25 protein-coding genes are annotated in these 24,005 nt (G+C 33.6%); 24 read left to right on the forward strand and 1 reads right to left on the reverse strand.

Features of this window, described 5'->3' with window-relative positions; translation table 11 throughout:
• The 7 genes from M663_RS0107810 to M663_RS0107840 form a co-directional block, all read left to right on the forward strand.
• Positions 1-278, forward strand: a 278-nt coding sequence (locus tag M663_RS0107810) for a ferritin family protein (protein ID WP_029688527.1), incomplete at its 5' end; no start/stop codon positions are given.
• Positions 279-363: 85 nt separating this feature from the next.
• On the forward strand, positions 364-741 hold the full coding sequence (locus tag M663_RS0107815) for a class II SORL domain-containing protein (RefSeq protein ID WP_029688528.1): 378 nt from the start codon (positions 364-366) through the stop codon (positions 739-741).
• Positions 742-900: 159 nt separating this feature from the next.
• Positions 901-1,572, forward strand: coding sequence for a hypothetical protein (locus tag M663_RS0107820; RefSeq protein ID WP_029688529.1), 672 nt, complete (start codon positions 901-903; stop codon positions 1,570-1,572).
• Positions 1,573-1,683: 111 nt separating this feature from the next.
• The gene (locus M663_RS0107825; protein WP_029688530.1) at positions 1,684-1,950 is read left to right on the forward strand and encodes a metal-sensitive transcriptional regulator; all 267 of its coding nucleotides are present in this window, start codon (positions 1,684-1,686) and stop codon (positions 1,948-1,950) included.
• 113 nt (positions 1,951-2,063) lie between these two features.
• Positions 2,064-3,215, forward strand: coding sequence for a cysteine desulfurase family protein (locus M663_RS0107830; RefSeq protein ID WP_029688531.1), 1,152 nt, complete (start codon positions 2,064-2,066; stop codon positions 3,213-3,215).
• 3 nt (positions 3,216-3,218) lie between these two features.
• Positions 3,219-4,361 (forward strand): tRNA uracil 4-sulfurtransferase ThiI, encoded by a 1,143-nt coding sequence (gene thiI / locus M663_RS0107835; RefSeq protein ID WP_029688532.1) that lies wholly within the window; start codon positions 3,219-3,221, stop codon positions 4,359-4,361.
• Positions 4,362-4,538: 177 nt separating this feature from the next.
• Entirely contained in the window at positions 4,539-4,835 is a 297-nt protein-coding gene (locus tag M663_RS0107840) for a DUF2089 domain-containing protein (protein ID WP_029688533.1), read from the forward strand.
• Between the two features lie 28 nt (positions 4,836-4,863).
• On the opposite strand, the gene ychF is transcribed toward M663_RS0107840, so the two are convergent.
• Positions 4,864-5,955, reverse strand: a complete 1,092-nt coding sequence (ychF, locus tag M663_RS0107845) for a redox-regulated ATPase YchF (protein ID WP_004402401.1) — start codon at positions 5,953-5,955, stop codon at positions 4,864-4,866.
• Between the two features lie 142 nt (positions 5,956-6,097).
• Between ychF and M663_RS0107850 the strand changes: the two genes are divergently transcribed.
• The 17 genes from M663_RS0107850 to M663_RS0107930 all read left to right on the forward strand — a co-directional run bounded on the left by M663_RS0107850 (position 6,098) and on the right by M663_RS0107930 (position 23,990).
• Positions 6,098-6,649 (forward strand): YhcN/YlaJ family sporulation lipoprotein, encoded by a 552-nt coding sequence (locus M663_RS0107850; RefSeq protein WP_004402400.1) that lies wholly within the window; start codon positions 6,098-6,100, stop codon positions 6,647-6,649.
• A 101-nt stretch (positions 6,650-6,750) separates the two neighbouring features.
• On the forward strand, positions 6,751-8,016 hold the full coding sequence (locus tag M663_RS0107855; protein ID WP_029688534.1) for a pitrilysin family protein: 1,266 nt from the start codon (positions 6,751-6,753) through the stop codon (positions 8,014-8,016).
• 2 nt (positions 8,017-8,018) lie between these two features.
• Positions 8,019-9,296 carry a pitrilysin family protein gene (locus M663_RS0107860; protein WP_029688535.1) on the forward strand — a complete coding sequence of 426 codons (1,278 nt, stop codon included), beginning with the start codon at positions 8,019-8,021 and terminating at the stop codon, positions 9,294-9,296.
• Between the two features lie 140 nt (positions 9,297-9,436).
• Complete coding sequence (gene mraZ / locus M663_RS0107865) at positions 9,437-9,868, forward strand: division/cell wall cluster transcriptional repressor MraZ (protein ID WP_009052553.1); 432 nt, start codon at positions 9,437-9,439, stop codon at positions 9,866-9,868.
• Between the two features lie 12 nt (positions 9,869-9,880).
• Positions 9,881-10,807: a 16S rRNA (cytosine(1402)-N(4))-methyltransferase RsmH gene (gene rsmH, locus M663_RS0107870; RefSeq protein ID WP_029688536.1), complete on the forward strand. Its 927-nt coding sequence runs from the start codon at positions 9,881-9,883 to the stop codon at positions 10,805-10,807.
• A 28-nt stretch (positions 10,808-10,835) separates the two neighbouring features.
• Entirely contained in the window at positions 10,836-11,279 is a 444-nt protein-coding gene (ftsL, locus tag M663_RS0107875; RefSeq protein ID WP_004402396.1) for a cell division protein FtsL, read from the forward strand.
• Positions 11,280-11,291: 12 nt separating this feature from the next.
• Complete coding sequence (locus M663_RS0107880; protein ID WP_029688537.1) at positions 11,292-13,352, forward strand: stage V sporulation protein D; 2,061 nt, start codon at positions 11,292-11,294, stop codon at positions 13,350-13,352.
• 83 nt (positions 13,353-13,435) lie between these two features.
• Positions 13,436-14,887, forward strand: a complete 1,452-nt coding sequence (locus tag M663_RS0107885; protein ID WP_029688538.1) for a UDP-N-acetylmuramoyl-L-alanyl-D-glutamate--2,6-diaminopimelate ligase — start codon at positions 13,436-13,438, stop codon at positions 14,885-14,887.
• Entirely contained in the window at positions 14,884-16,269 is a 1,386-nt protein-coding gene (gene murF / locus M663_RS0107890) for a UDP-N-acetylmuramoyl-tripeptide--D-alanyl-D-alanine ligase (protein WP_337954496.1), read from the forward strand. The genes M663_RS0107885 and murF overlap by 4 nt, the downstream gene beginning before the upstream one ends.
• Position 16,270: 1 nt before the next feature.
• A complete protein-coding gene (gene mraY / locus M663_RS0107895) occupies positions 16,271-17,221 on the forward strand; it encodes a phospho-N-acetylmuramoyl-pentapeptide-transferase (protein ID WP_029688540.1) in 951 nt (316 codons plus the stop codon).
• Between the two features lie 12 nt (positions 17,222-17,233).
• Positions 17,234-18,598: a UDP-N-acetylmuramoyl-L-alanine--D-glutamate ligase gene (gene murD / locus M663_RS0107900; protein WP_029688541.1), complete on the forward strand. Its 1,365-nt coding sequence runs from the start codon at positions 17,234-17,236 to the stop codon at positions 18,596-18,598.
• Between the two features lie 4 nt (positions 18,599-18,602).
• Entirely contained in the window at positions 18,603-19,709 is a 1,107-nt protein-coding gene (spoVE, locus tag M663_RS0107905; RefSeq protein WP_029688543.1) for a stage V sporulation protein E, read from the forward strand.
• Between the two features lie 6 nt (positions 19,710-19,715).
• Positions 19,716-20,810 (forward strand): undecaprenyldiphospho-muramoylpentapeptide beta-N-acetylglucosaminyltransferase, encoded by a 1,095-nt coding sequence (gene murG, locus M663_RS0107910; RefSeq protein WP_029688544.1) that lies wholly within the window; start codon positions 19,716-19,718, stop codon positions 20,808-20,810.
• Positions 20,811-20,883: 73 nt separating this feature from the next.
• Entirely contained in the window at positions 20,884-22,137 is a 1,254-nt protein-coding gene (gene murA, locus M663_RS0107915) for a UDP-N-acetylglucosamine 1-carboxyvinyltransferase (protein ID WP_029688545.1), read from the forward strand.
• 57 nt (positions 22,138-22,194) lie between these two features.
• Entirely contained in the window at positions 22,195-22,908 is a 714-nt protein-coding gene (locus M663_RS0107920) for an FtsQ-type POTRA domain-containing protein (RefSeq protein ID WP_029688546.1), read from the forward strand.
• 15 nt (positions 22,909-22,923) lie between these two features.
• Positions 22,924-23,646, forward strand: a complete 723-nt coding sequence (locus tag M663_RS0107925) for a DUF881 domain-containing protein (protein WP_029688547.1) — start codon at positions 22,924-22,926, stop codon at positions 23,644-23,646.
• The gene (locus M663_RS0107930) at positions 23,646-23,990 is read left to right on the forward strand and encodes a small basic family protein (RefSeq protein WP_003871210.1); all 345 of its coding nucleotides are present in this window, start codon (positions 23,646-23,648) and stop codon (positions 23,988-23,990) included. The genes M663_RS0107925 and M663_RS0107930 overlap by 1 nt, the downstream gene beginning before the upstream one ends.
• Positions 23,991-24,005: the final 15 nt, after the last annotated feature.

Genomic DNA, 24,005 nt, shown 5'->3' on the forward strand with positions numbered 1-24,005 from the left:
CGGGGCTTAGTGAAAAGCGTAAACTTACTCATGAAGAATTGGTAAGGGCTATACGCTTTATGGTGGCGGCAGAGTATGAGGCAGTTCAGTTTTATACACAGCTTGCGGAATCAATAGACAATAAACTGGCAATTGCAGTTTTAAAGGAAATAGCAGATGAAGAAAGAGTACATGCTGGAGAGTTTTTGAGGCTTTTGAAAGAATTAGCTCCTGATGAGGAAAAATTTTACGAAGAAGGGGCAAAAGAAGTAGAGGAGATAATTGAGGAGATTAAATGAAGAAAGAAGAATTAGTTGCTTTAGATATTTAGAAGTATGAGTGCAAATTGGACAAATGAAATTTTGAGTTTTGAGGAGGATATTTATGAAAAGTTTTGGTTCATTGTATCAAAGTGGAGATTGGAAAGGCGAAAAACACGTACCTGTAATCCACCTTCCTGAAAAAGTTAAAAAGGGTGAAGTAATTGAATTAAAAGTTAACGTGGGAGAGGAAATTCCACATCCCAATACTTTAGAGCATCACATTGCGTGGATTAAAATTTGTTTCCATGGTGAAGGAGATAAATTTCCTGTTGAAATAGGCAATTACAATTTTACAGCCCACGGAGAGTACGGTGTTTTTACTGAGCCTTACATAATTGTTAAGTTTAAAGCTGGAAAATCAGGAACAATTTATACGGCAAGCTATTGTAATATACATGGGTTATGGGAAAATAGCAAGGAAGTTGTAGTAGAAGAATAGAAAATTTAGCGGCTTTCATAAGAAAAAAGCTCTCTCATGCGGACTTGCTGAGAGAGCTTTTTGTTGCATTTATTGTAACAAAATTCACATTGGTTGCGTATATTGTAGGTAGAAAAGAGAAGTTTCAGAAATGGTGTAAGCCATGAAGGGGGAAATAATATGGCTTTTTCTAAAAAGATGGTGGGACAGCAAGAAATAGTGCCAGGCCCTGTACAGCCAGGGCAACTTCCTGAACCTACAGAGATAGCTTGCATTGAAGTGACTAAGATATATGATGCTTGTTCGCAGAAACTATGCCTTGATAATATACCTCCTATTACGTTTGTACCAACAAATCTAACTTTAACTCCTTCTTTTGGAGGATGTGAAAATATAACAGTATCTTTGCTGACGCCTCCGGGTTTTGTGATAACTCCGCTTCCTGATAGACCAGGATTTGCAAGAGTAGAAGCGACTTTTCAGGTGACTTATGATATTGTCATTAATTTTCCTGATGGGACTACGCAGACATTACCAGGAAATATTACCACATTTACAAAAGACATTGTCCTTTACGTGCCAGAGCCTGATGTAGCAATAATGAAGTATGAGGCGTTGGCAGAGTGCTTATATGGCAAAGTTAATGTAGGTGCTACTACAACTGTAGATGTGATAATAGGAGTATGGATTGTGATAAAATCTGCGGTAGATGTGCAGCTATTAGTTCCTTCTTACGGATTTTGCCCGACTCCTGCAACTTGCGAAGAATTTCCAACTAATGTATGCGATGAGTTTAACAAAAGACCTTTCCCATCATTTATGCCGCCACAAATGTACCAAAATCCTTATTAAAAGCCAGCGTGTGGCTGGCTTTTTTACATAATGATTGACTCTTTATTGTTTTTGTGGCAAAGTTAATATATAGAGGAAAGAAAAATTTAATTAGTGAAAGGTGTGTTGTAAGTGAGCGAAAGCTTGAGAAATGATATTTTGATGAGATTAAAGACAATAAAGGGCCATATTGCTGGTATAGAAAAAATGGTAGAAGAATCAAAAGAGTGTCAGGATATATTGCTGCAAATTGCAGCAGTTAAAGCCTCATTAGAAAAGGTAGGCATGTCAATTATTCAAGAACACGCTAAAGAATGTATATTAGCAAGTGAGGATGGAAAGGCTACCTATGAAGATGTGCAAAGGATTATCAATTTGCTAATCAAATTTGTCAAATAAAATATGTTGTTAATGTTTAAAAGTTTGTAAAGGACAGATTTGTCGGAGTGATGGACAACACTTAAAATGGTTGTTATCAACTACAAAAAATCTAACTAAAAGGGATGATGTCCATGGAAGTATATCTTGACAATAGCGCAACTACCAGAGTTAGAAGCGAAGTAATTGAAAAGATAGTGGAGGTTTTAGACAAGCAATATGGCAATCCCTCTTCTTTGCATATGAAAGGCTATGAAGCTGAAAAGTTAATGAGTGAAGCGAGAGAAAATGTTTCTAAGTTAATAAACGGCGATAATGAGGGGATAATTTTTACATCGGGCGGTACAGAGTCAAACAACCTTGCTTTAATAGGGGTTGCTGAAAGCTTAAGGAAGAAGGGCAATCACATAATATCTTCAAAAATTGAACATCCTTCTGTGCTTAATGTGCTAAAGCACCTTGAAGAAAACGGATTTGATGTGACATATCTTGATGTGGATAAAACAGGAAAAATAGATTTAGAAGATTTTAAAGGGGCGATAACTGACAAGACTATATTCGTATCGATAATGGCTGTAAATAATGAAATAGGCACTATAGAGCCAATAGATGAAATAGCAGACATTGCAGACGAAAAGGACATAGTTTTTCACGTAGATGCTATACAAGCAGCAGGAAAAATAAATATAGATGTTAAAAAGCAAAAAATAAAGATGGTGTCTTTAAGCAGCCATAAAATACACGGTCCTAAAGGAGTAGGAGCACTTTATGTAGATAAATCAGTTAGAATAAGGCCGATAATTTTTGGAGGAGGGCAAGAAAAGAATTTAAGGTCTGGGACAGAAAATTTGCCTGGAATTGTGGGGTTTGGCATAGCAAGCAAATTGGCTAAAGAAAACTTTAACGATAATATAAATAAATTAATGAACTTGAAAAGAAAGTTATACCAAGGTATAGTTTCTGAAATAAAAGATATCCATTTAAACGGTCCAGATATTGAAGGTGGAGCGCCGCATATACTTAATATTTCTTTTGCTGGCGTAAGAGGGGAAGTACTTTTACATGCTCTTGAGGAAAAAGGTATATACGTTTCTACAGGTTCAGCTTGTTCTTCCAAAAAGAAAGGACAAAGCCACGTTCTAAAAGCAATAGGTCTTAAAGAGGACCTCATTGAAAGTGCTATAAGATTTTCTTTTGGAATTTTTAATACAGAAGAAGAAATTGACTATACTATATCAGTGTTAAAAGAAAAAGTGAATTTTTTAAGAAAGTATAAACGGAGGTAAAATATGCAAGACATATTATTGATTAAATATGGAGAATTAGCTTTAAAAGGAGATAACAGGTCTTTTTTTGAAAATAAATTGATAAAAAATATAAAACATGCTCTTTCTGACTTTAAGGAAGTTAAAGTTGAAAAAACTCATGGCAGAATTTATGTAGAATGTGATGGGGATATTGAAGAGGTAATAGAAAGGCTAAAAAAAATTTTTGGCATTGTAGGCATAACAAGGGCGAAAAAGATTGGTTTAAACTTGGAGGAAATATATGAAGCTGCTATAGAACTGATGAGGGAATACCAAGGAAAGACGTTTAAAGTAGAGACAAAAAGGCCAAATAAATCTTTTCCCTATGACAGCATGGAAGTAAGCCGTAGAGTCGGAGCTGCGGTTTTAAAGAATGTAAAAGGCCTTAAGGTGGATGTTCATAACCCTGATGTGCTTTTAAATGTAGAAATAAGGGAGATGGCTTTTGTCTATGCAGGAGTAATCGAAGGAGCAAAAGGACTTCCGCTTGGCACTAATGGCAAAGCTACTGTGCTTTTGTCAGGGGGCATTGACAGCCCTGTAGCTGCGTGGATGATGATGAAAAGAGGAGTAGAGATAAATGCTGTATATTTTCACAGTCCACCATATACATCTGAAAGGGCTAAAGACAAAGTGGTGGATTTGTGCAAAGTGCTTTCTCAATATGGCCAAAGCATAAAATTGCATGTGGTGTATTTTACTGATTTACAACTGGAAATTTATGAGAAATGTCCTGCTAAGTTTACTACTATAATAATGAGAAGAATGATGATGAAGATAGCAGAAAAAATTGCTCAAAAAAATGGTTCTATGGCTCTAATCACAGGGGAAAGTTTAGGACAAGTTGCAAGCCAAACGATTGAAAGTTTATATGTAACCAATGCTTCTGTCTCTATGCCAATATTTAGACCTCTTATTGGGATGGATAAGACAGAGATTATAGATTTAGCTCAAAAGATTAGTACGTTTGAGATCTCTATAAGACCCTATGAAGATTGTTGCACTATCTTTGTGCCAAAACATCCTGCTACAAAGCCAAAATTAGAAAAAGTAATAGAAGCAGAACAAAAAATGGAGTATCAAAAATATATTGATGATTTTGAAGAAGAGGTTATAGAAGTTTAAGCCAAGCAGCTTTGCTTGGTTTATTTTTATCCTTTAAAAAATTAATTTTTTTAAACTAAAACTTAAAATAATTTAAAATTTTTATTGACATTTTTAAAATAAGTGTTATAATAAAAACAAGATGACGAATGTGAGCAGGCTTTTTATAATAAACTTGCCTTTTAAGAGGTGATATTAATGAATGAAGTAATAGGTAGATGTCCAGTTTGCAGTGAAAAAATGGTGGTAACAAGGCTGGAATGTCCTCAATGTGGAACAGCAATTGAAGGTAAATTTGAACTTTGTAAATTTTGTTATTTGTCAAAAGAGCAAAGAGATTTTTTGGAACTTTTCATACGGACGAGGGGAAATATAAGGGAAATGGAAAAAGAATTAGGCTTATCTTATCCTACAATTAGAAACAAATTGGACAATTTGATTGCTGCTTTGGGATATGAAGTTGAGGAGACACCAAAGATAGACAAAAAAGAGTAATGTATAAAAATCGCCTAAAAGGCGATTTTTATACATTAAATCTAAATACTACTATATCTCCATCCTGCATCACATAATCTTTTCCTTCCAGTCTCATAAGTCCCATTTCTCTTGCTGCTGCCTGTGAACCAGCTTTTACTAAATCTTCATAAGAGATTACTTCTGCCCTTATAAATCCTTTTTCAAAATCTGAATGAATTTTTCCTGCTGCTTGAGGTGCTTTTGTGCCTTTTTTTATTGTCCAAGCGTGGACTTCTTTTGGTCCAGCGGTGAAAAAGGTTATAAGTCCAAGGAGAGAGTAACCATGCCTTATTATGTTGTTAAGGCCAGGTTCGGCAAGGCCGTATTCTCTCAAAAGTTCATTTCTTTCTTCATCACTTAAAGAAGCTAATTCTTCTTCAATTTTTGCACTTATAACTAAAACTTGGGAATTTTCATTTTCAGCATATTCTTTTAGTTGCTTTACATATTGATTTTCTTTTCCTGAAATTAAGTCTTCTTCTGATATATTTGCTACATACATAACAGGTTTATAGGTAAGCAACATAAGTTGACTTACAAAACTTTTTTCTTCTTCAGTAAATTGAAGAGCCCTTACAGGTTTCCCTTCATCTAATCCTTTTTTTATTTTTTCAAGTACTTCTACTTCAAAGGCTGCTTTTTTATCATTTCGCGCAAGTTTTGATGTTTTTTGAAGACGCCTTTCAATAACTTCCATGTCAGCAAGTATAAGCTCTAAAGTTATTATTTCAACATCTCTTATAGGATCAATACTTCCTTCTACATGGACAATGTTGCTATCTTCAAAGCATCTTACCACGTTTAATATAGCGTCAACTTCCCTAATATGAGAAAGAAATTTATTTCCTAAACCCTCTCCTTTACTTGCCCCTTTTACAAGTCCTGCTATGTCAACAAATTTTATAGTTGCAGGTATGATTTTTTGGGGATTTTCAATTTTTGACAAAAAATCTAACCTTTCATCAGGCACAGATACAATTCCGACATTTGGCTCAATAGTGCAAAAGGGGTAATTTGCACATTCTGCACCTGCTTTTGTAATTGCGTTAAACAAAGTGCTTTTACCGACGTTAGGTAGTCCAACAATTCCTATTTCCATTTCATCTTCCCTCCAATAGTTTTACATATGCATTATATATTACTCACAAAATTTTTTCAAATGTTTTTCGTAAAAATTCCATAATTTAGCATAATACTTTTTAATAAAAGTGCAAAAATATATTTTGAGGAGGTGCATAGCTTTGAAAAAAATAAAAAGTATAATTACAATAATGCTTATTGGGATAATGATAATGGTTTCAATGGCAGGATGCAAAACTGCGACTAAAAAGCCTACTCCTGCACGTTATACACCAGCCCCTACAAGGACTACTCCTGCGCCTTCTAAGACAGCCCCAGGATATACTACACCTGCACCGACAACACCTACACCTGCTCCAACTGCTGTAAGAAAACCGACACCTGAGAGTGTAAGGGCTTCTAAGATAGCTTCAAATGTTGCCAAAATACCAGAAGTAAACAAGGCTACAGTGGTAATTTCAGGGACAAATGCTATTGTAGGTGTGGATATGAAGGCAAGGGTACAAGGCGCTCATGAAACTGATGTGAAAAAGAAAATAGAAAAAACAGTAAAAGACACAGATAAGTCTATAAAAAGAGTTTATATAACTGCTGACCCAGATTTGTACAAGAGAATAGATAATATTGCTAAGGGTATTTCAGAGGGAAGACCAGTTTCTGAATTTGCAAAACAGATATCAGAAATTATTAAGCGCATAACGCCTGGCATGTAAAAAACCTGGGGTTTTTCCCCGGGTTTATGTATTATTGACTTTGTGATACAATTATCATATAATCAAAAAATAATTGGATTATTTTAGAAGGAGTTGATTCCATGGAATTAATTGAGAAACAATTAAACAACGGAATAAATTTGTACATAGATACTACAGACAAATTTAAAACAGTGACAATTAATCTTTATATCCACAATCAATTAGGAAAAGAGGCTACAAAATACGCTTTGCTGCCTGCTGTTTTAAAAAGGGGTACTTCTAGTATTAAAACCTATAAAGAAATGGTGAAGTTTTTAGAAAACTTATACGGCACTACTATGGCTGTTTCTGTGTATAAAAAAGGAGAAAGGCACCTTCAACAATATAGATTGGAATTACCTCAAGAGGAGTACATAAAAGAGAATATTTTAGAAGAGGGAGTAAAATTTTTAAAAGAGTTAGTTTTCAACCCTCTTACAGAAGGAAATGCTTTTAATAAAGATTATGTACTTCAAGAAAAAGAGATTCACAAAAATTTAATAGATTCAAGAATAAATGACAAAACCAAATATGCGGTAGACCGTTGTTATGAAGAGATGTGTAAAGGGGAGCCTTTTGCTATATTCGAATTAGGCAAGAGTGAGGACTTAGAGGTTATTGATGAAAAAAATCTTTACCACTATTATCAAAATTGTATTAATACTTTGCCGATAGATATATATGTTGTAGGAAATGTGGACCCTAGATATGTAGAAGAGGTTTTTACAAAATATTTTTCTTTTCAAAGAGGACAGATACTAAATATTCCTTCCCCAAATATATATAAAGAGGTAAAGGAAGTAAAGTATGTGACAGAAAATTTAGAAGTAACCCAGGGGAAGCTTACTCTTGGCTTTAGAACTAATGTGCCGGCTAACAGTGAGGAATATTTTCCTCTTTTGGTATACAGTGGTGTATTAGGAGGAGGACCTTTTTCTAAACTTTTTATGAATGTGAGGGAAAAGGCAAGCCTTGCTTATTATGCTTATTCAAGGCTTGAGAGATTTAAAGGTTTAATGGTGGTAAGTTGCGGCATAGAGATAGAAAATTACAACAAAGCTCTTGATATAATACTTAAACAGTTAAAAGAAATTGAAGAAGGTAATATCTCAGATTATGAATTAGATTCCACAATAAAAGCCTTAAAGACCTCTTTGAATGCAATGAAAGACAATGCTACTTCTAAATCTGACTACTATTTGTCACAAAAAATTGCAGGAGCAGATTTAAATATAGAAGAATTTATTAAAAAAGTAGAAAAGGTGACAAAAGAGGACGTAGTGGAAGTTGCTAAAAAGGTTAAATTAGATACGGTGTATTTTATGACCGGCAAAAAGGAGGAATAATTATGCAGCAGTTGTACAATGGGAGAATAGACGAAAAAATACTTTTACAAGAATTGGATAATGGCCTGAAAGTGTATATAATGCCGAAAAGAGGTTATACAAAGCAGTTTGCAATATTTGCTACCCATTTTGGTTCTAATGACAGTAAGTTTATCGCTCCAGGGGATACTAATGTAACGGAGGTACCTGATGGGGTTGCACATTTTTTGGAACACAAAATGTTCGAAGAGGAAGAAGGTAGTATTTTTGAGCAGTTTTCAAAATTAGGGGCTTCAGCTAACGCTTACACTAATTTTACTACAACTGCTTATTTATTTGCGAGTACTGAAAACTTCTATGAAAATCTAAAACTTTTAGTAAAGTTTGTACAAAATCCTTATTTTACAGATGAAAATGTGGAAAAAGAAAAGGGAATAATAGCTCAAGAAATAAGGATGTATCAAGATGACCCCAATTGGAAAGTTTATTTTAACGCATTAGAGGCTCTTTATCATGTACATCCAGTTAGAAAGGACATAGCTGGCACAATTGAATCAATTTCTCAGATAAATAAAGAAATTTTATATAAGTGTTATTACACATTTTATCATCCTGAAAATATGGTATTGTTTGCGGTAGGAGACATTGATATAGATAAAACTCTTGACATTATAAAAGAAAATATGAGACAAGATAAAAAACAAGGAAAAATAAAAAGGATATATCCTAAAGAGCCTTTAAGCGTTTATAAAAAAGAAGTTGTACAAGATATGCAAGTATCCATTCCTCTTTTTAATCTAGGTTTTAAAGATACAGATGTGGGTTTTGGGGGAAAGAAATTATTAAAGAAAAATTTAGAGATACAAATAGGTTTGGAAATGGCATTAGGCAGAAGTTCTGACTTGTATGAGAGGCTTTACAATGAAGGGCTTATTGACAGCACTTTTAGCTTTGATTACGGTGGAGAGATAGATTACGGTTATTCTATAATAGGAGGTCAATCTAAAGATCCTTTTAAAGTGAGAGATATCATTTTAAATGCAATAAATAATCTACAATTTTTAAAGGAAGAAGATTTTGAGAGAATAAAGAAAAAATACATAGGAAAATTTTTAAGAACATTTAATTCGGTCGATAGTATAGCTTACAGTTTTATAAACTTTTATATGAAAGAAATAAATTTACTGGATTATTTAGATGTGCTTTACAGTATAAGCTTTGAAGATGTTAGAGAAAGATTTCAAAATCATCTGAGAGAAGAGAATAGTGTACTTTCCGTTGTGAATCCTATAAAAAAATAAAAAAATCAGGCGCAAAGCCTGATTTTTTTATTTTTTTATAAAAATTTAGCAGGATTTTTTAAATTTATATAGAATAACATATTAAGTGGTGTAATGTGGTGGTAAGTGGGAGAATGTGAAATGAAAGTTTGGTGTTTTGTATGTTGATGGGCCAATACGAACACACAATTGATGCAAAGGGAAGAGTCATAATTCCCGCAAAATTCAGAGAAGAACTAGGGGAAAAGTTTGTATTGACTAAAGGTTTGGACAATTGTTTATTTGTATATTCCTTGGAGGAGTGGAAAAATATTGAGGCCAAACTTAAAACTTTGCCACTTACCAAAAAAGACGCAAGAGCATTTACGAGATTTTTCTTAGCTGGAGCTGTGGAATGTGAAATTGATAAACAGGGAAGAATACTTATACCTGCTAATTTAAGAGAGCATGCCAAAATAGAAAAAGATGTTATATTTATTGGAGTTTCTACAAGGGTTGAGATTTGGAGTAAAGAGGTTTGGGAAGAATACTCTAACAATACAGATGTTTCTTTTGAAGAGATTGCTGAGCATCTTGACGACTTAAATATATAGGTGTGATAAAGAATGGAATATAGCCATAAAAGTGTTTTGCTTAAGGAGACAATTGAATATTTAAATATAAAACCAGAGGGAATATATGTAGATGGTACTTTAGGTGGTGGAGGCCATTCTGAAGAAATATTAAAAAGGCTTACCACCGGAAAGTTAATTGCGATAGATAGAGATTTAGATGCGATAAAGGCTAGCAAAGAAAGGCTTAAAAATTACAAAAATGTAGAGTACATAAATGATAATTTTAAAAATATAAAAGAGATACTTAAAAGTTTGAATATTGACAAGGTTGATGGCATCCTTTTGGATTTGGGGGTATCTTCTTATCAATTAGAAGAAGTTAAACGGGGTTTTTCTTATATGAAAGATGCTCCGATGGATATGAGAATGGACAAAAATTCACCTTTTTCTGCCTATGATGTGGTGAACAAGTATTCACAGCAAGAATTAGAAAGAGTGATAAGAGAATATGGAGAAGAGAAATGGGCATCACGTATTGCTAAATTTATTGTAAAAGAAAGAGAAAAAGGAGAAATAAAAACTACTTTTCAGTTAGTAGAGATTATAAAAAACGCTATTCCTGCCTCTGCCAGGAGAGAAGGACCACATCCAGCAAAAAGAACATTTCAAGCCATACGAATAGAAGTCAATGAAGAACTTAAAGGTTTAGATAAGGCGATTGAGGATATGGTAGAGGTATTACGGGGGAAAGGGCGCATTGCGATAATCACATTTCACTCTTTGGAAGATAGAATTGTGAAGAATACTTTTAAAAAATTAGAAAATCCCTGCACTTGTCCACATAATATGCCTTGTACTTGTGGCAAAGAACCTTTGATAAAAATCATCACAAAAAAACCGGTACTACCTTCCAAAGAGGAAATAGAGACAAATTCAAGGTCTCGCAGTGCAAAACTTAGAGTTGCAGAAAAACTGTAAGTTCTAAAAGAAATGGAGGTAGAATAAATTGATAGTAGCACAAAGAGAATATAATTACGAGTATCCCCCATATACCTCAGAAAAGAAAGAGCAAGTAAGAAAAACTAAAAAAAACAGGAAATTAAAGAATTTACTTTTGGTAGTTTTTATAAGTTCTCTAAGCATTTTGATACTTTACAGGTATACTGTAATTTATCAAAGGTCAATTGCTTTAGATAAAATGGAAAAACAAGTACAATATACAGAAAATTTAAATCAACAATTAAAAGCCCAAATTGCTTCTTTAAGCAATCCTGCTCGAATTGAAGAGATTGCAAAAGAAAAATTAGGAATGCAATTGCCAGAAGAAAATCAGATAGTCTATATAAATGTGGGAGAAAAGCCTAAAGTAGCTGAAGAGAAAAAAGGTGAAGAGAAATCACAAGATAGAAGTAACTTTTTTATGAGGATATTGGGGGTGTTGAATAGATAGGGGGGATAATAAATATATCCAACCATATCTGTAAAGAGAAGAATTCTTTTTTTACTTTTTTTATCTTCTATAGTAGTTTTTGGACTTATACTTAGACTTTTTTGGATACAGGTTGTAAAAAGTGAAGAATATCAAAAGATGGCACTTCCTCAATGGACTTTAGACGTATCTGTTAGCGACAAAAGGGGAAATATATTTGATAGAAATGGCAAAGTATTAGCAGAAAATATAAGTGTTATCCCCAAAGAAATACCTGATTCTCAAAGAGAAGCAGTAGCTGAAGCTTTAGCCCAAATATTAAATTTAGATAAAGGAAAAGTTCTTCAAAAGATTTCTAATAAAAACTTACAAGAAGTGTTAATTGCTAAACAAGTTGATGACGAAAAGGCAGCAGAGATAAGAAAGCTTAATATAGATGGAATAATAATTTCTGAGGACATGAAAAGATTTTATCCAAATAATACTCTTGCATCTCATGTCTTGGGCTTTACTGGAATTGACAACCAAGGTTTAGATGGCATTGAATTAGCATTTGACAACTTTTTAAGAGGTATTCCGGGAAGAATTTCTACTCCAATGGATGCTATAGGTAGAAAGATGGATGTGGGAGAGGAAGAGTATTTTGAACCTCTTCCAGGTTATAACGTAGTGCTTACAATAGATGAAACTATTCAGCATTTTGCAGAAAAGGCTCTTAACAAAGCGATGGTTCATTCTAAGCCTTCAAAAGGAGCAGTAGCCATTGTTATGGACCCCAAAACAGGTGAAATATTGGCTTTGGCTAATAGACCAAATTTTAATCCTAATAATCCTTTTGAAGGACCGCAGGAGGAATGGTATAAAGCTTGGCGAAATAAAGCTATTTCTGATTCTTATGAACCTGGTTCTGTTTTTAAGACAATTACTGCTTCTGCAGCTTTAGAAGAAAAACTTGTAGGTCTTAATGAACAGTTTTATTGTCCGGGCTATACTATAGTTTCTGGACATAGAATAAATTGCTGGGCTACCCATGGCAGTGAAAATTTTGTTCAAGGTGTTCAAAATTCCTGCAACGCAGTTTTTGTGACGTTAGGACAAAGGCTAGGAGTAGAAAAACTCTATAAATACATACATGATTTTGGATTTGGACAAAGGACAGGAATACTTCTTCCTGGTGAAGCTCCAGGTCTTGTATTGGCAGAAAGTAGTGTTGGGCCTGTTGAGTTAGCCACTAATTCTTTTGGGCAAGGTATTGCTGTGACGCCTCTTCAGATGATTACTGCTGTCTCCGCAATAGCCAATGGAGGAAAATTGATGCAACCTCTAATTGTGAAATCAATTGTAGATTCAAATGGAAAAGTAGTGAAGGAATTTAAACCAAAAGTAGTGAGGCAAGTCATTCCTGAACAGACCTCTTCTACAATGAGAGAAATACTAAAAAGTGTAGTGTCAGAGGGAACAGGCAAAGCAGGATATATTGAAGGATTTGATGTAGCTGGAAAGACTGGTACTACAGAAAAATATATGCCAGGCAAATATGTGGCATCTTTTATAGGTTTTGCACCAGCGGAGGATCCAAAAGTTATTGTGTTGGTGGTAATAGATGAGCCTAATAATCCGGAAACCCATTTTGGAAGCCAATTGGCTGCACCTGTAGTAAAGAGCATTTTAGAAGATACCTTAAGATATTTGGAAGTACAGCCAAGAGGAATAGAAAAACCTGCATCGGTTGTGGTACCGGATGTGAGGAATATGAAACTTTATGAAGCAGAAAACATTATTTTGTCGAATAAGCTTAATTTTATAATAGAAGGAAATGGAGATACCGTTTTTGACCAAATGCCTAAACCAGGAGCAATTGTAGAAGAAAACACACAAGTTATTTTGTACTTAAATGCTGAAAAAATACAAGAAGTAGTAGTTCCTGATTTAACTGGTAAGAGCGTAAAAGAAGCTACAGAAATTCTAAATTCTTTAGGACTTAAAATAAGAATAAAAGGCAGTGGTTTTGCTGTAAATCAAAGTCCGAAAGAAGGTACGATTTTGAAAAAAGGTGAAACTGTAGAAGTGGAGTTTAGGCCTAAGGAAAATTAAACTTCCTCTATGCAAAATCTATAATTGTGCTATACTATTTAGTGGTGGTATGCTTTTTAGATATTTTTGTGAGGAGGCCTAACATGAAACTTATAGATATTTTAAAAGGAGTCAACTGCGAGATAAAAGGAGATCCTAATATAGACATCAGTGGGGTGTGTTACGATTCCCGTAAATCTAAAAATAAATATTTATTTATCGCTATAAAAGGGTTTAAAACCGATGGTATTTTCTATGTGGAAGAGGCTATTAAAAATGGGGCAGTTGCTGTTGTTACAGATAGGGAAATAAAAGAATATCCCGGAATTACAACAGTATTAGTAGAAGATGCTCGAGCTGCCATGGCAAAAATAGCTTCTAATTTTTACAATAACCCCACCAGCAAACTTACTTTAATTGGTGTAACAGGAACAAATGGCAAAACCTCTGTTACTTATATGCTAAAAGCGATTTTAGAAAGGCAAAATAATAAAGTGGGCCTAGTGGGGACTATACAAAATATGATAGGGGATGAAGTGATACCTTCTGTACATACCACACCTGAATCATTGGATTTGCAGGAGCTTTTTAGCATTATGGTGAACAAAGGTGTTAAGTATGTGGTTATGGAGGTATCATCTCATTCTTTAGCATTAAATAGAGTAGGCGAATGTGAATTTGATATAGCAGTTTTTACCAACTTATCCCAAGACCATTTAGATTTTCACCAGAACATGGAAGAGTATGCTAAGACAAAGAGTAAGTTATTCAAGATGGCGAAGAGTGCGTCGGTCATCAATATAGATGATAAATACTCTTCTATGATGATTGAGAGTTCTAAAGCAAAAGTTTTGACTTATGGTATAAAAGATTTTGCTTATGTTATGGCAAAGGATATTAGGAATAGTTTAGATGGTGTAAAGTTTAAAGTTCAGATTGAAGATAAAAAAGAAGAGATTTCATTAAAAATTCCAGGAATTTTTAGCGTCTACAATGCTTTAGCTGCCATTACAGTGGCTGATTTTCTTGGTATTTCTTTGCGAAGTGTGAGAGAAGCTTTAAGTCAGGTCACAGTAAAAGGTCGATTTGAACTGGTGGAGACAGGAAAAGACTTTTATGTGATTATAGATTATGCCCATACTCCTGACGGAATACAGAATATAATGGAGGCATTGAAGGAATATAAAACTGGAAGAAAAATACTTCTTTTCGGTGCTGGAGGAGATAGGGATAAAACTAAAAGGCCTTTGATGGGAGAAGTTGCAGGAAAATATGCAGATTTTTGCATTTTGACATCAGACAATCCTCGTTCGGAAGACCCAAGAGAAATAATTTCACAAATTGAGGAAGGCATAAAAAAGACTAATTGCCCTTATGTTGTAATAGAAAATAGAAAAGAAGCGATAAGATACGCTCTGACTAATGCTCAAAAAGACGATGTAATAATACTTGCAGGTAAAGGACACGAAACTTATCAAATTATAGGAGATAAGGTTATTCACTTTGATGAGAGAGAAATAGTTAAAGAAATTTTGTCTGAAGGCGGTAATAAATAATGGAACTTTTAATAGATGAAATTGTAAGGGCTACTGAGGGAAAATTTATAAAAGGAAGTTTAAAGGATAAAGTAATAGGAATTTCAACTGATTCGAGAAAAGTCAAAAAAGATGAATTATTTATCCCTTTGAAAGGGGAAAAATACGATGGAGAAGATTTCGTAAAAGATGCAATAGACAAAGGGGCTATTGCAGTTATTACTGCGAGGTTGGATAATGTAGAGTGTTTGAAAGATTTTTCAGTTGATGTCATTTACGTTAATGAAACTTTAGAAGCTTTGCATAAAATTGCTTCTTATTATAGAAAAAAATTCAATATTCCTTTTATTGCTGTGACAGGTAGCAGTGGAAAAACTACTACGAAAGATATGATTGCACAAATATTGTCTAAAAAGTGTAAAGTTTTGAAAACAGAGGGAAATTTTAATAATGAAATTGGCTTGCCATTGACAATTTTTAATTTGGAAGATACTCATCAGATTGCGGTAGTGGAAATGGGAATGAGTGGTTTTGGAGAAATTAGGAGGCTAAAGAATATTGCAGAGCCTCAAGTAGCAGTTTTTACAAATATAGGAGTTGCTCATATCGAAAAATTAGGCTCAAGAGAAAATATATTAAAAGCTAAACTTGAGTTAATTGAAAATTTTAAAGAGGAAAATGTGATTGTATTAAATGCAGATGATGATATGCTATCAAAAATTCCTCTGCAGTATTCAAGTAAGTATTACAGATATGGTATAAAAAGTGGAGAAATTAAAGCTTGCGATATAGAAAAAGGAGAAAAAGATATAAAATATACTTTAAAATATAAAAATTTGGCGAAGGAAATAAAGCTTTCAGTACCTGGTATTCACAATGTGTACAATTCTCTTGCTGCTATTTGTGTTGGATTAGAGTTTGGTATCAATGTAGAGGAGATGGCAGAGGCTTTAAAAGATTTTCAACCAGGCAAAATGAGGCTTAATATAATAGAAAAAGGTGATATAAAAATTATTGATGATGTATATAATGCTAATCCGGATTCTATGAAAGCAGCTTTAAGCGTATTAAGGGATTTACCTGCTAAGAGAAAAATAGCAGTTTTGGGAGATATGCTGGAATTAGGTGAGTATGCAGTAGAAGCCCACAAAGAAATAGGAAAAGTGGTGGCAGATAGCCATATAGATATTTTGATAACCTCTGGTGATATGGCGAAATATATTGCAGAAGAATCCAAGGTTTGTGGGATGAAAGAGAATACTATTTTTGTTTGTAACACTAATAAAGAGGTTAAGGAAATGTTGAAAGATATTATCAAAGAAGGGGATTCAATTTTAATAAAAGGTTCAAGAGGTATGAAAATGGAACAAATAGTACAATTTTTGCTGGAGAGGGTAAAGTAAAATGTTACAAAAGATAATTTTGGCTACAGTTGTTGCTTTTGTGCTAAGCTTGGTGTCTGGTCCTCTTTTTATACCTTATCTTAGAAAATTAAAATTTGGGCAAAAAGTAAGGGAAGATGGGCCTAAAAGCCATTTAAAAAAATCCGGAACCCCTACAATGGGTGGGATAATGTTTATTACAGCCACAGTTATTTCTACTTTAATTTTTTCTCATTGGAACAAATATTTGGCTATTTTGTTAGTAGGTTTTTTGGGATATGGTTTAATAGGATTTGCAGATGATTTTCTAAAGGTTTATTTTAAGAGGCCTTTAGGTTTAAAAGCGAGAGAAAAACTTATTGGACAGTTTTTACTTGCGACAATCATTTCATATTTTGCTCAAAAATATGTGGGAACAGAAGTGATTTTCCCTTTTTTAAAAACTACTATTGACCTTGGCAATTTATATATTCCTTTTATGGTTTTTGTAATAGTTGGAACAGTAAACAGTGTAAACTTGACAGATGGGCTTGATGGATTAGCAGCTGGTGTATCTTTTATTGTTATGGCTTTTTTCACCATGACAGCTTTATTTTTAAATAATATAACTTATGGAGCTTTTAGCGCCTCTTTGACAGGGGGATTGTTGGGGTTTTTGAGGTATAACCGTCATCCTGCGGAAATTTTTATGGGAGATACTGGTTCCTTAGCTATTGGAGGAGCTATAGCTACTGCCGCGGTTTTGACTAAATTGCCTTTGATTTTGCCCTTGATAGGTATTATTTATGTGGTTGAAGCTTTTTCAGTGATTATTCAGGTATTGTCTTTTAAATTGTTTGGTAAAAGAGTTTTTAAAATGAGTCCTTTACACCATCATTTTGAACTGTCAGGATGGCAAGAACAAAATGTAGTATATGCCTTTTGGATTGTTACTCTAATTGCTATGTTTATATCTTTTTATAGTTTAAGCTAAGGAGTGCAAATTATGGAGCTAAAAGGGAAAAAAATTTTTGTAGCAGGTTTAGGAGTTAGTGGAATAGCTTTATGTAGAGTATTGGATAGCTTAGAAGCAAAAGTAATAGCTTATGATGAAAAAGAATATGATGTCTTAAAGGAAAATTTAGAAGAAGTTAAAAGTTTGCCTATAGATTTTAGGTTTGGTAGATTCAAAAAGGAATTTTTAGAAGGTGTGGATTTGATTGTTTTAAGTCCAGGTGTTCCTACAGATTCGGATATAGTAAAAACAGCACAACAAATGAAAATTGAAGTATGGGGAGAAGTAGAGTTTGCATATAGGTTTTCTAAAGCTCCTATTTATGCAATTACAGGTACAAATGGCAAAACAACTACTACTACTTTATTAGGCGAAATGTTTAAAAATGCTGGGAGAAAGGTATATGTTGCTGGAAATATAGGTTATCCACTTATTTACGCTACTATGGAAGCAGCAGAAGGAGATTTTATAGTAGCAGAGATTAGTAGCTTTCAATTAGAGACTGTAAAAGAGTTTAAACCCAAAATAAGCTGTATAATAAATATTACCCCTGATCATTTAAACAGACATAAAACCTTTGAAAATTATAGAGATATAAAAGGAAGAATTTTTGAAAATCAACGCGAAAATGAATATACTGTTCTAAATTTCGATGACCCTATTACTTGGAGTCTAAAAAATAAGGCTAAATGCAGAGTTTTTCCTTTTAGTAGAAAAAGTTCATTAGAAAATGGGGCATATGTAAAAGATGGAAGTATTTATATAGGTGTTAATGGAAATGCTAAAAAAATTATTGACATAGAGGAAATTTATATTCCTGGAGAACACAATTTAGAGAATGCATTGGCTGCTTCTTCAGTAGCATATCTTTCCGGTATTAATGTAGATGTTATTGCAAATACTTTAAAAACTTTTAAAGGTGTAGAACATAGGATTGAGTTTGTTGATGAAATAAATGGTATAAAATTTTACAACGATTCTAAAGGGACTAACCCAGACGCCTCAATTAAAGCGATACAAGCGCTAAAAACCCCTATAGTTTTAATTGCTGGTGGTTATGATAAAGGTAGTGAATTTGATGAGTTTGTAAAAGCCTTTAATGGGAAAGTAAAGAAATTGATTTTGATAGGGCAAACTGCAAAAAAAATCAGAGATACTGCAAGGAAGTATTCTTATCCTGAAGATGACATATTTTTTGCTAGTACTCTAGAAGAAGCTGTTAAAAAAGCTTATGAAAGTGCGAAAGAGGGGGATAGTGTACTTTTGTCACCAGCTTGTGCCAGTTGGGATATGTTTAGGAATTTTGAGGAGAGGGGAAGAATCTTTAAAAAGGCAGTGGCAGAGTTAAGGAGGTAAAATAATGAAAAAAAAGTATCCTGTGGATTACGGCATTTTACTCGTAGTTTTAATATTAGTCTCCATTGGTGTAATTATGGTCTTTAGTGCTAGTTCTGCCAGTGCTGAGTACATGTACAATGACCCTTATTATTTTTTGAAAAGGCAATTGTTATGGGTAATATTAGGTTTTTTTGCTATGGTTTTTATGATGAATTTTGATTACATTATTTTAAAGAAGTTAGCTGGCCCTTTGCTTATTATTTCGATTGGATTGCTTGTTGCAGTCTTAATTCCTGGAATAGGAGTTGAAAGATATAATGCGACCAGATGGATAGGAGTTGGAAGCTTTACAATACAGCCTTCTGAAGTGGCAAAATATGCTCTTATTATATACTTTGCAAAATATTTTGACAAACATCCTGATTATGCAAAAAGTTTCAAAAAAGGAGTTATGCCTGTTTTAGGATTGGCAGGATTGTTTTTTGGCCTTATAATGTTACAGCCTAATTTTAGTACAGCTGGTATTATATTCATTGTGGCTGTAATAATTCTCTTTGTAGCAGGTGCTAAATTATCTTTTATGGGAGCTTTATTTGGAGCAGGAATTGGGGCAGCAGTTGTTGTTTTTTCATCTTTTAAGTATATACGGGAAAGGGTATTTACATTTTTAAATCCATGGCAAGATATTCAAAAATCTGGGTATCAAATTGTACAATCCCTTTATGCTTTAGGCTCTGGAGGATTATTCGGAGTAGGACTTGGAGAAAGCAGGCAAAAACTCATGTATCTGCCTATGCCTTACAATGATTTTATATTCGCCATAATTGGAGAAGAATTAGGACTTGTGGGTACAGTTACTATACTTTTGATGTTTTTATACCTTATTTTGCGAGGTTTGAGAGTGGCAGCAAAAGCTCCAGATATGTTTGGATGTCTTTTAGCTACAGGAATTACAAGTCTTATAGGAGTTCAAACACTTATAAATGTTGCGGTTGTAACTTCTTCTATGCCACCTACAGGGGTGTCCCTTCCTTTTATAAGTTATGGAGGTACTTCTACTGTTATTATGATGGCAGGAGTAGGCATACTATTAAATATTTCACGATCTGCAAATTTAGATAGGAGTTGATGATAATTGAAATATTTGTTTGCTGGTGGAGGTACTGGAGGACATATTTATCCTGCCATAGCCATTGCTAAGGAAATATTAAAAAATGAAAAAGATGCTCAAATTTTATTTGTAGGTACAAAAAAAGGTTTAGAGAATGAGTTAGTACCAAGAGAAGGTTTTGATTTAAAGACAATTACTGTGCAAGGATTTAAAAGGAAATTATCATTAGATACATTAAAAACTATTTATAAAGCAATGGTGGGGCTTAAGGAAGCAAATGATATTTTAAAAGAATTTAAACCAGATGTAGTAATTGGAACAGGAGGATATGTTGGTGGCCCTGTTTTAATGATGGCGGCTTTAAAAGGGATACCTACTTTGATTCATGAACAAAATGCTTTTCCAGGCTTTACAAATAAGGTACTATCACGGTTTGTGAAGGTAGTAGCGGTAAGTTTTGAAGAATCAGTTAAATATTTTAAAAATAAAGAAAAAGTTGTGGTAACAGGTAATCCAATTAGAAGAGAATTGCTAAAAGTTACTAAAGAGGAAGGTTTAAAAAATTTGGGTTTTTATTCTGATAATCCTTTAATAGTATCAGTTGGAGGGAGCAGAGGGGCAGAGAAAATCAATTCTACAATGGTAGAGTTTTTAAAATTGAAAGATAAAAACCTGCAAGTTTTAATAATTACGGGTGCTAATCAATATGAAAAAGTGTTGGAAAAAGTTAAAACTGAAACTATAGACATAGATGAAACAGTTAAAATAATTCCTTATTGTCACAATATGCAGGATGTATATGCTGCCGCAGATATTATAATCTGTAGGGCTGGGGCTATTACTTTGGCAGAAATTACTGCAAAAGGTGTTGCTTCTATTTTGATTCCTTCTCCTTATGTTGCTAATAATCACCAAGAGTATAACGCCCGGGTGTTAGAAAAAGCCGGAGCTTCTTATGTTATTTTAGAAAAGGATTTGATAGCAGAAGAATTATACAAAAAAATCAAATATCTTTTGGATAATCCTCAAGTACTTTTAAAAATGAGAGATAATGCACGAAAAATTTCTAAAATTGATGCTGCGGAGAAGATATACAAGCTTATAAAAAGCATAACTTAATACCTTATGTAACACCCCATCCTATTTATGCATAGTATATGTTGTAAGCTGTATTAAATTTAGGGGTGATAAGATGGGGAAATTTAAAATTAATGGAGGGAACAGGCTATATGGTGAGTTAAAGGTAAATGGCGCTAAAAATTCTGTTTTACCCATCCTTGCAGCATCAATTTTAAATGAAGGGATTTCTGTAATACATGATTGTCCTAAATTAAAAGATGTTTATTCAATGATAGAAATTTTAGAACATTTAGGTTGTAAGGTAACTTTTAAAGGCAGAGACATTATTGTAGATGCAAGGGATGTAAAAGATAGTGAAATACCTGATAGCTTAATGAGAACCATGAGGTCATCTATATTTTTGATGGGGGCTTTAATATCAAGAAACAAAAAAGCTTTGATGAGTTTTCCAGGAGGTTGTGATATAGGACACAGACCTATAGATTTACACCTTAAGGGTTTGAGAAGATTAGGAGTTAAAGTGGAAGAATCTTATGGATATATTAAATGTGAAGGTGGGAAGATAAGAGGAAATGAAATTCACTTAGACCTTCCTAGTGTAGGAGCCACAGAAAATATCATGTTGGCGGGAGTTTTTGCAGAAGGCGTCACCATCATTAGAAATGCGGCAAAAGAACCGGAAATAGAAGACTTGCAGAATTTTTTAAACTCTATGGGGGCTAAAATATCAGGAGCTGGTACCAACACGATTATCATAGAAGGAGTAAAAAGATTGCATGATGCGGAATACACCATAATTTCAGATAGAATTGTTGCGGGTACTTATCTTTGTGCTGCGGTGATGACACAAGGAGAATTAACAGTAGTAAATGCTTTAAAAGAACATTTAGAACCATTGTTGTCAAAATTGAGAGAAACGGGATGCGAAATACATGCTGGAAATGATTATATAAAAATTATATGCGATAAGCGCCCCAAAGCAGTAGATATGATTGTTACATTGCCATACCCTGGCTTTCCCACAGATTTACAGCCCCAGATGGTTTCGGTTTTGTCTGTAGCAGAGGGAACATCTATTATTACAGAGACAATATTTGATAATAGATTTAAATACACGGAAGAACTTATACGAATGGGAGCAGATATAAAAGTGGAAGGAAGAGTAGCAGTAATACGTGGTGTTGAGAAGTTAATGGGTGCAAAAGTAGTAGCAAGAGATTTAAGGGGAGGAGCTGCTTTGATTATTGCAGGTTTGGGGGCAAAAGGTACAACAATAGTAGAAGAAGCAGAACACATTGATAGAGGATATGAATCAATCGAAAAGGCTTTGAAAAGTGTGGGAGGGGATATTGTAAGAATAATGTAAAACAGCGTCATGCTGTTTTACATATGCAAAAGAAAAGTACAAGCAGGGGATGGTTTAATGGTTAAAAGTGCTTTTAAAAAGAGGTTTTTAATATTTATGTTTGCGACCTTGATATTTATAGTTTTGATTTACCTTTTTATGTTTCATTCAAATTATTTTGAGATTAAAACTATAAAAGTTGTAGGCAATCGAATTTTATCTTATAATGATATTAAAGAGTTAGCTATGATTGATTATGGAATGAATATTTTTAAAGTTAATCCTAAAAAAATAGAAAGTAATTTACTTGCTAACCCCTATATAAGGGAGAGTAAAGTAAAAATTCAATATCCTGCCACTGTAGAAATATTTATAAAAGAAAGACAAATAGTTGCACAAGTCAAATATCAAAAAGACTATTTAATGATAGATAAAGAAGGAGTGGTAATAAAAAAGGACGAGTATAACCCTGAACTTCCTGTTATAGAAGGAATAAAAGTTGATAAATATCAAATTGGCAAAAAGTTGAATGATATTTTTGAAAAAAGTTATTTGGGAACGCTTTTAGAACTCATAGAAGGTACTGATTTTTGTTCTGTTATAAAATATGTGAATGAAAGACAAATTATATTAGTTACAAAAAATGGCATAGATATATCTTTTGACAATCCTTCTGATATTAATTATTCTTTCAAATTTGCCGAATTAATATTAAAAGATTTGGTTGAAAAAGGGTATCATAAAGGTACAATTCAAATTATTGGAGACAGCAATCCAGTATTTATGCCATAGAGGATGGGGGTACTTATGAAAAAAAGTGTATATATTTCCGTAGCTTTAGTTTCAATAGTATTAGGAATAATGCTTTCTACTCAATTTAAAATAGTAAAAAAAAGCGGCGTAGTTACTGTGCAGAGAGCAGAAGAATTGGCAGCTCAATTAAAGGAACTGCAGTCAGAAAAAGATGCTCTTCTAAAACAGATTAATGATTTAGAAGCAAAAATAAATGCTTACGAAGATTCTGCGTCCAAGAATAGCGTAATTACTCAAACTTTGAAAAATGATGTAGAAAAATATAAAGAATTAGCAGGACTGACTGACCTTCAAGGTCCAGGAGTAATTGTAACTATAAATGATAGCAAACAAGCCGTTCCCCCAGGACAAGACCCTAATTTATTTCTGGTCCACGATGGGGACTTATTGCGAGTTGTAAATGAGCTAAGAGCGGCAGGAGCGGAGGCCATATCTTTAAATGACCAAAGATTAATTGCTACTTCAGAAATTAGGTGCGTTGGTCCTACAGTAAATGTAAATTCTGTGCGTTTTTCTGCGCCGTATGTCATAAAGGCTATTGGAGACCCTGATACATTAGAGGCTGCTCTTAAGCTAAAGGGTGGAGTAGTAGATACTTTAGCTACTTGGGGAATAGAGGTAAATATCAAAAAATCGGACAATATATTGATTAAAAAATATGACGGAGTGATAAAGTTTAGATATGCAAAACCTTTAGTTGAAGGAGAGAACAAGTAATGGCTTATATTATAATAGTTAGTTTATTAATAGGAATAGTGATAGGTTTTATTTTGCCAATTAATATCCCCAGCACTTATGTTTCTTATTTATCTGTTGCTATTCTTGCAGCGTTGGATTCAGTTTTTGGTGGTATTAGAGCTAGTCTTGAAGAGAAGTTTGATAATCTTATTTTTATAACTGGCTTTTTTGGCAATGCGATATTGGCAGGAGGCCTTGCTTATATTGGAGATGTGTTAGGAGTTCCTATTTATCTTGCGGCAATTTTTGTATTTGGAAGCAGGCTATTTGTCAATTTTGCATATATAAGGAGATATCTGATAGACAAGATGCGAAAAAGATAGCAGTCTCCTGAAGGA

The sequence above is a fragment of the Thermoanaerobacter sp. A7A genome, assembly GCF_000445185.1.
In the GTDB taxonomy this organism is placed as follows: domain Bacteria; phylum Bacillota; class Thermoanaerobacteria; order Thermoanaerobacterales; family Thermoanaerobacteraceae; genus Thermoanaerobacter.

Coding starts and splice junctions, on each gene's coding strand:
- M663_RS0107840 (WP_029688533.1), top strand. CDS start 4,539: ATGAATGAAGTAATAGGTAGATGTCCAGTTTGCAGTGAAAAAATGGTG.
- rsmH (WP_029688536.1), top strand. CDS start 9,881: ATGGAATATAGCCATAAAAGTGTTTTGCTTAAGGAGACAATTGAATAT.
- mraY (WP_029688540.1), top strand. CDS start 16,271: ATGTTACAAAAGATAATTTTGGCTACAGTTGTTGCTTTTGTGCTAAGC.
- M663_RS0107920 (WP_029688546.1), top strand. CDS start 22,195: ATGGTTAAAAGTGCTTTTAAAAAGAGGTTTTTAATATTTATGTTTGCG.
- M663_RS0107930 (WP_003871210.1), top strand. CDS start 23,646: ATGGCTTATATTATAATAGTTAGTTTATTAATAGGAATAGTGATAGGT.
- M663_RS0107820 (WP_029688529.1), top strand. CDS start 901: ATGGCTTTTTCTAAAAAGATGGTGGGACAGCAAGAAATAGTGCCAGGC.
- murD (WP_029688541.1), top strand. CDS start 17,234: ATGGAGCTAAAAGGGAAAAAAATTTTTGTAGCAGGTTTAGGAGTTAGT.
- M663_RS0107855 (WP_029688534.1), top strand. CDS start 6,751: ATGGAATTAATTGAGAAACAATTAAACAACGGAATAAATTTGTACATA.
- ychF (WP_004402401.1), bottom strand. CDS start 5,955: ATGGAAATAGGAATTGTTGGACTACCTAACGTCGGTAAAAGCACTTTG.
- M663_RS0107830 (WP_029688531.1), top strand. CDS start 2,064: ATGGAAGTATATCTTGACAATAGCGCAACTACCAGAGTTAGAAGCGAA.
- mraZ (WP_009052553.1), top strand. CDS start 9,437: ATGTTGATGGGCCAATACGAACACACAATTGATGCAAAGGGAAGAGTC.
- spoVE (WP_029688543.1), top strand. CDS start 18,603: ATGAAAAAAAAGTATCCTGTGGATTACGGCATTTTACTCGTAGTTTTA.
- M663_RS0107885 (WP_029688538.1), top strand. CDS start 13,436: ATGAAACTTATAGATATTTTAAAAGGAGTCAACTGCGAGATAAAAGGA.
- thiI (WP_029688532.1), top strand. CDS start 3,219: ATGCAAGACATATTATTGATTAAATATGGAGAATTAGCTTTAAAAGGA.
- M663_RS0107860 (WP_029688535.1), top strand. CDS start 8,019: ATGCAGCAGTTGTACAATGGGAGAATAGACGAAAAAATACTTTTACAA.
- M663_RS0107925 (WP_029688547.1), top strand. CDS start 22,924: ATGAAAAAAAGTGTATATATTTCCGTAGCTTTAGTTTCAATAGTATTA.
- murA (WP_029688545.1), top strand. CDS start 20,884: ATGGGGAAATTTAAAATTAATGGAGGGAACAGGCTATATGGTGAGTTA.
- M663_RS0107815 (WP_029688528.1), top strand. CDS start 364: ATGAAAAGTTTTGGTTCATTGTATCAAAGTGGAGATTGGAAAGGCGAA.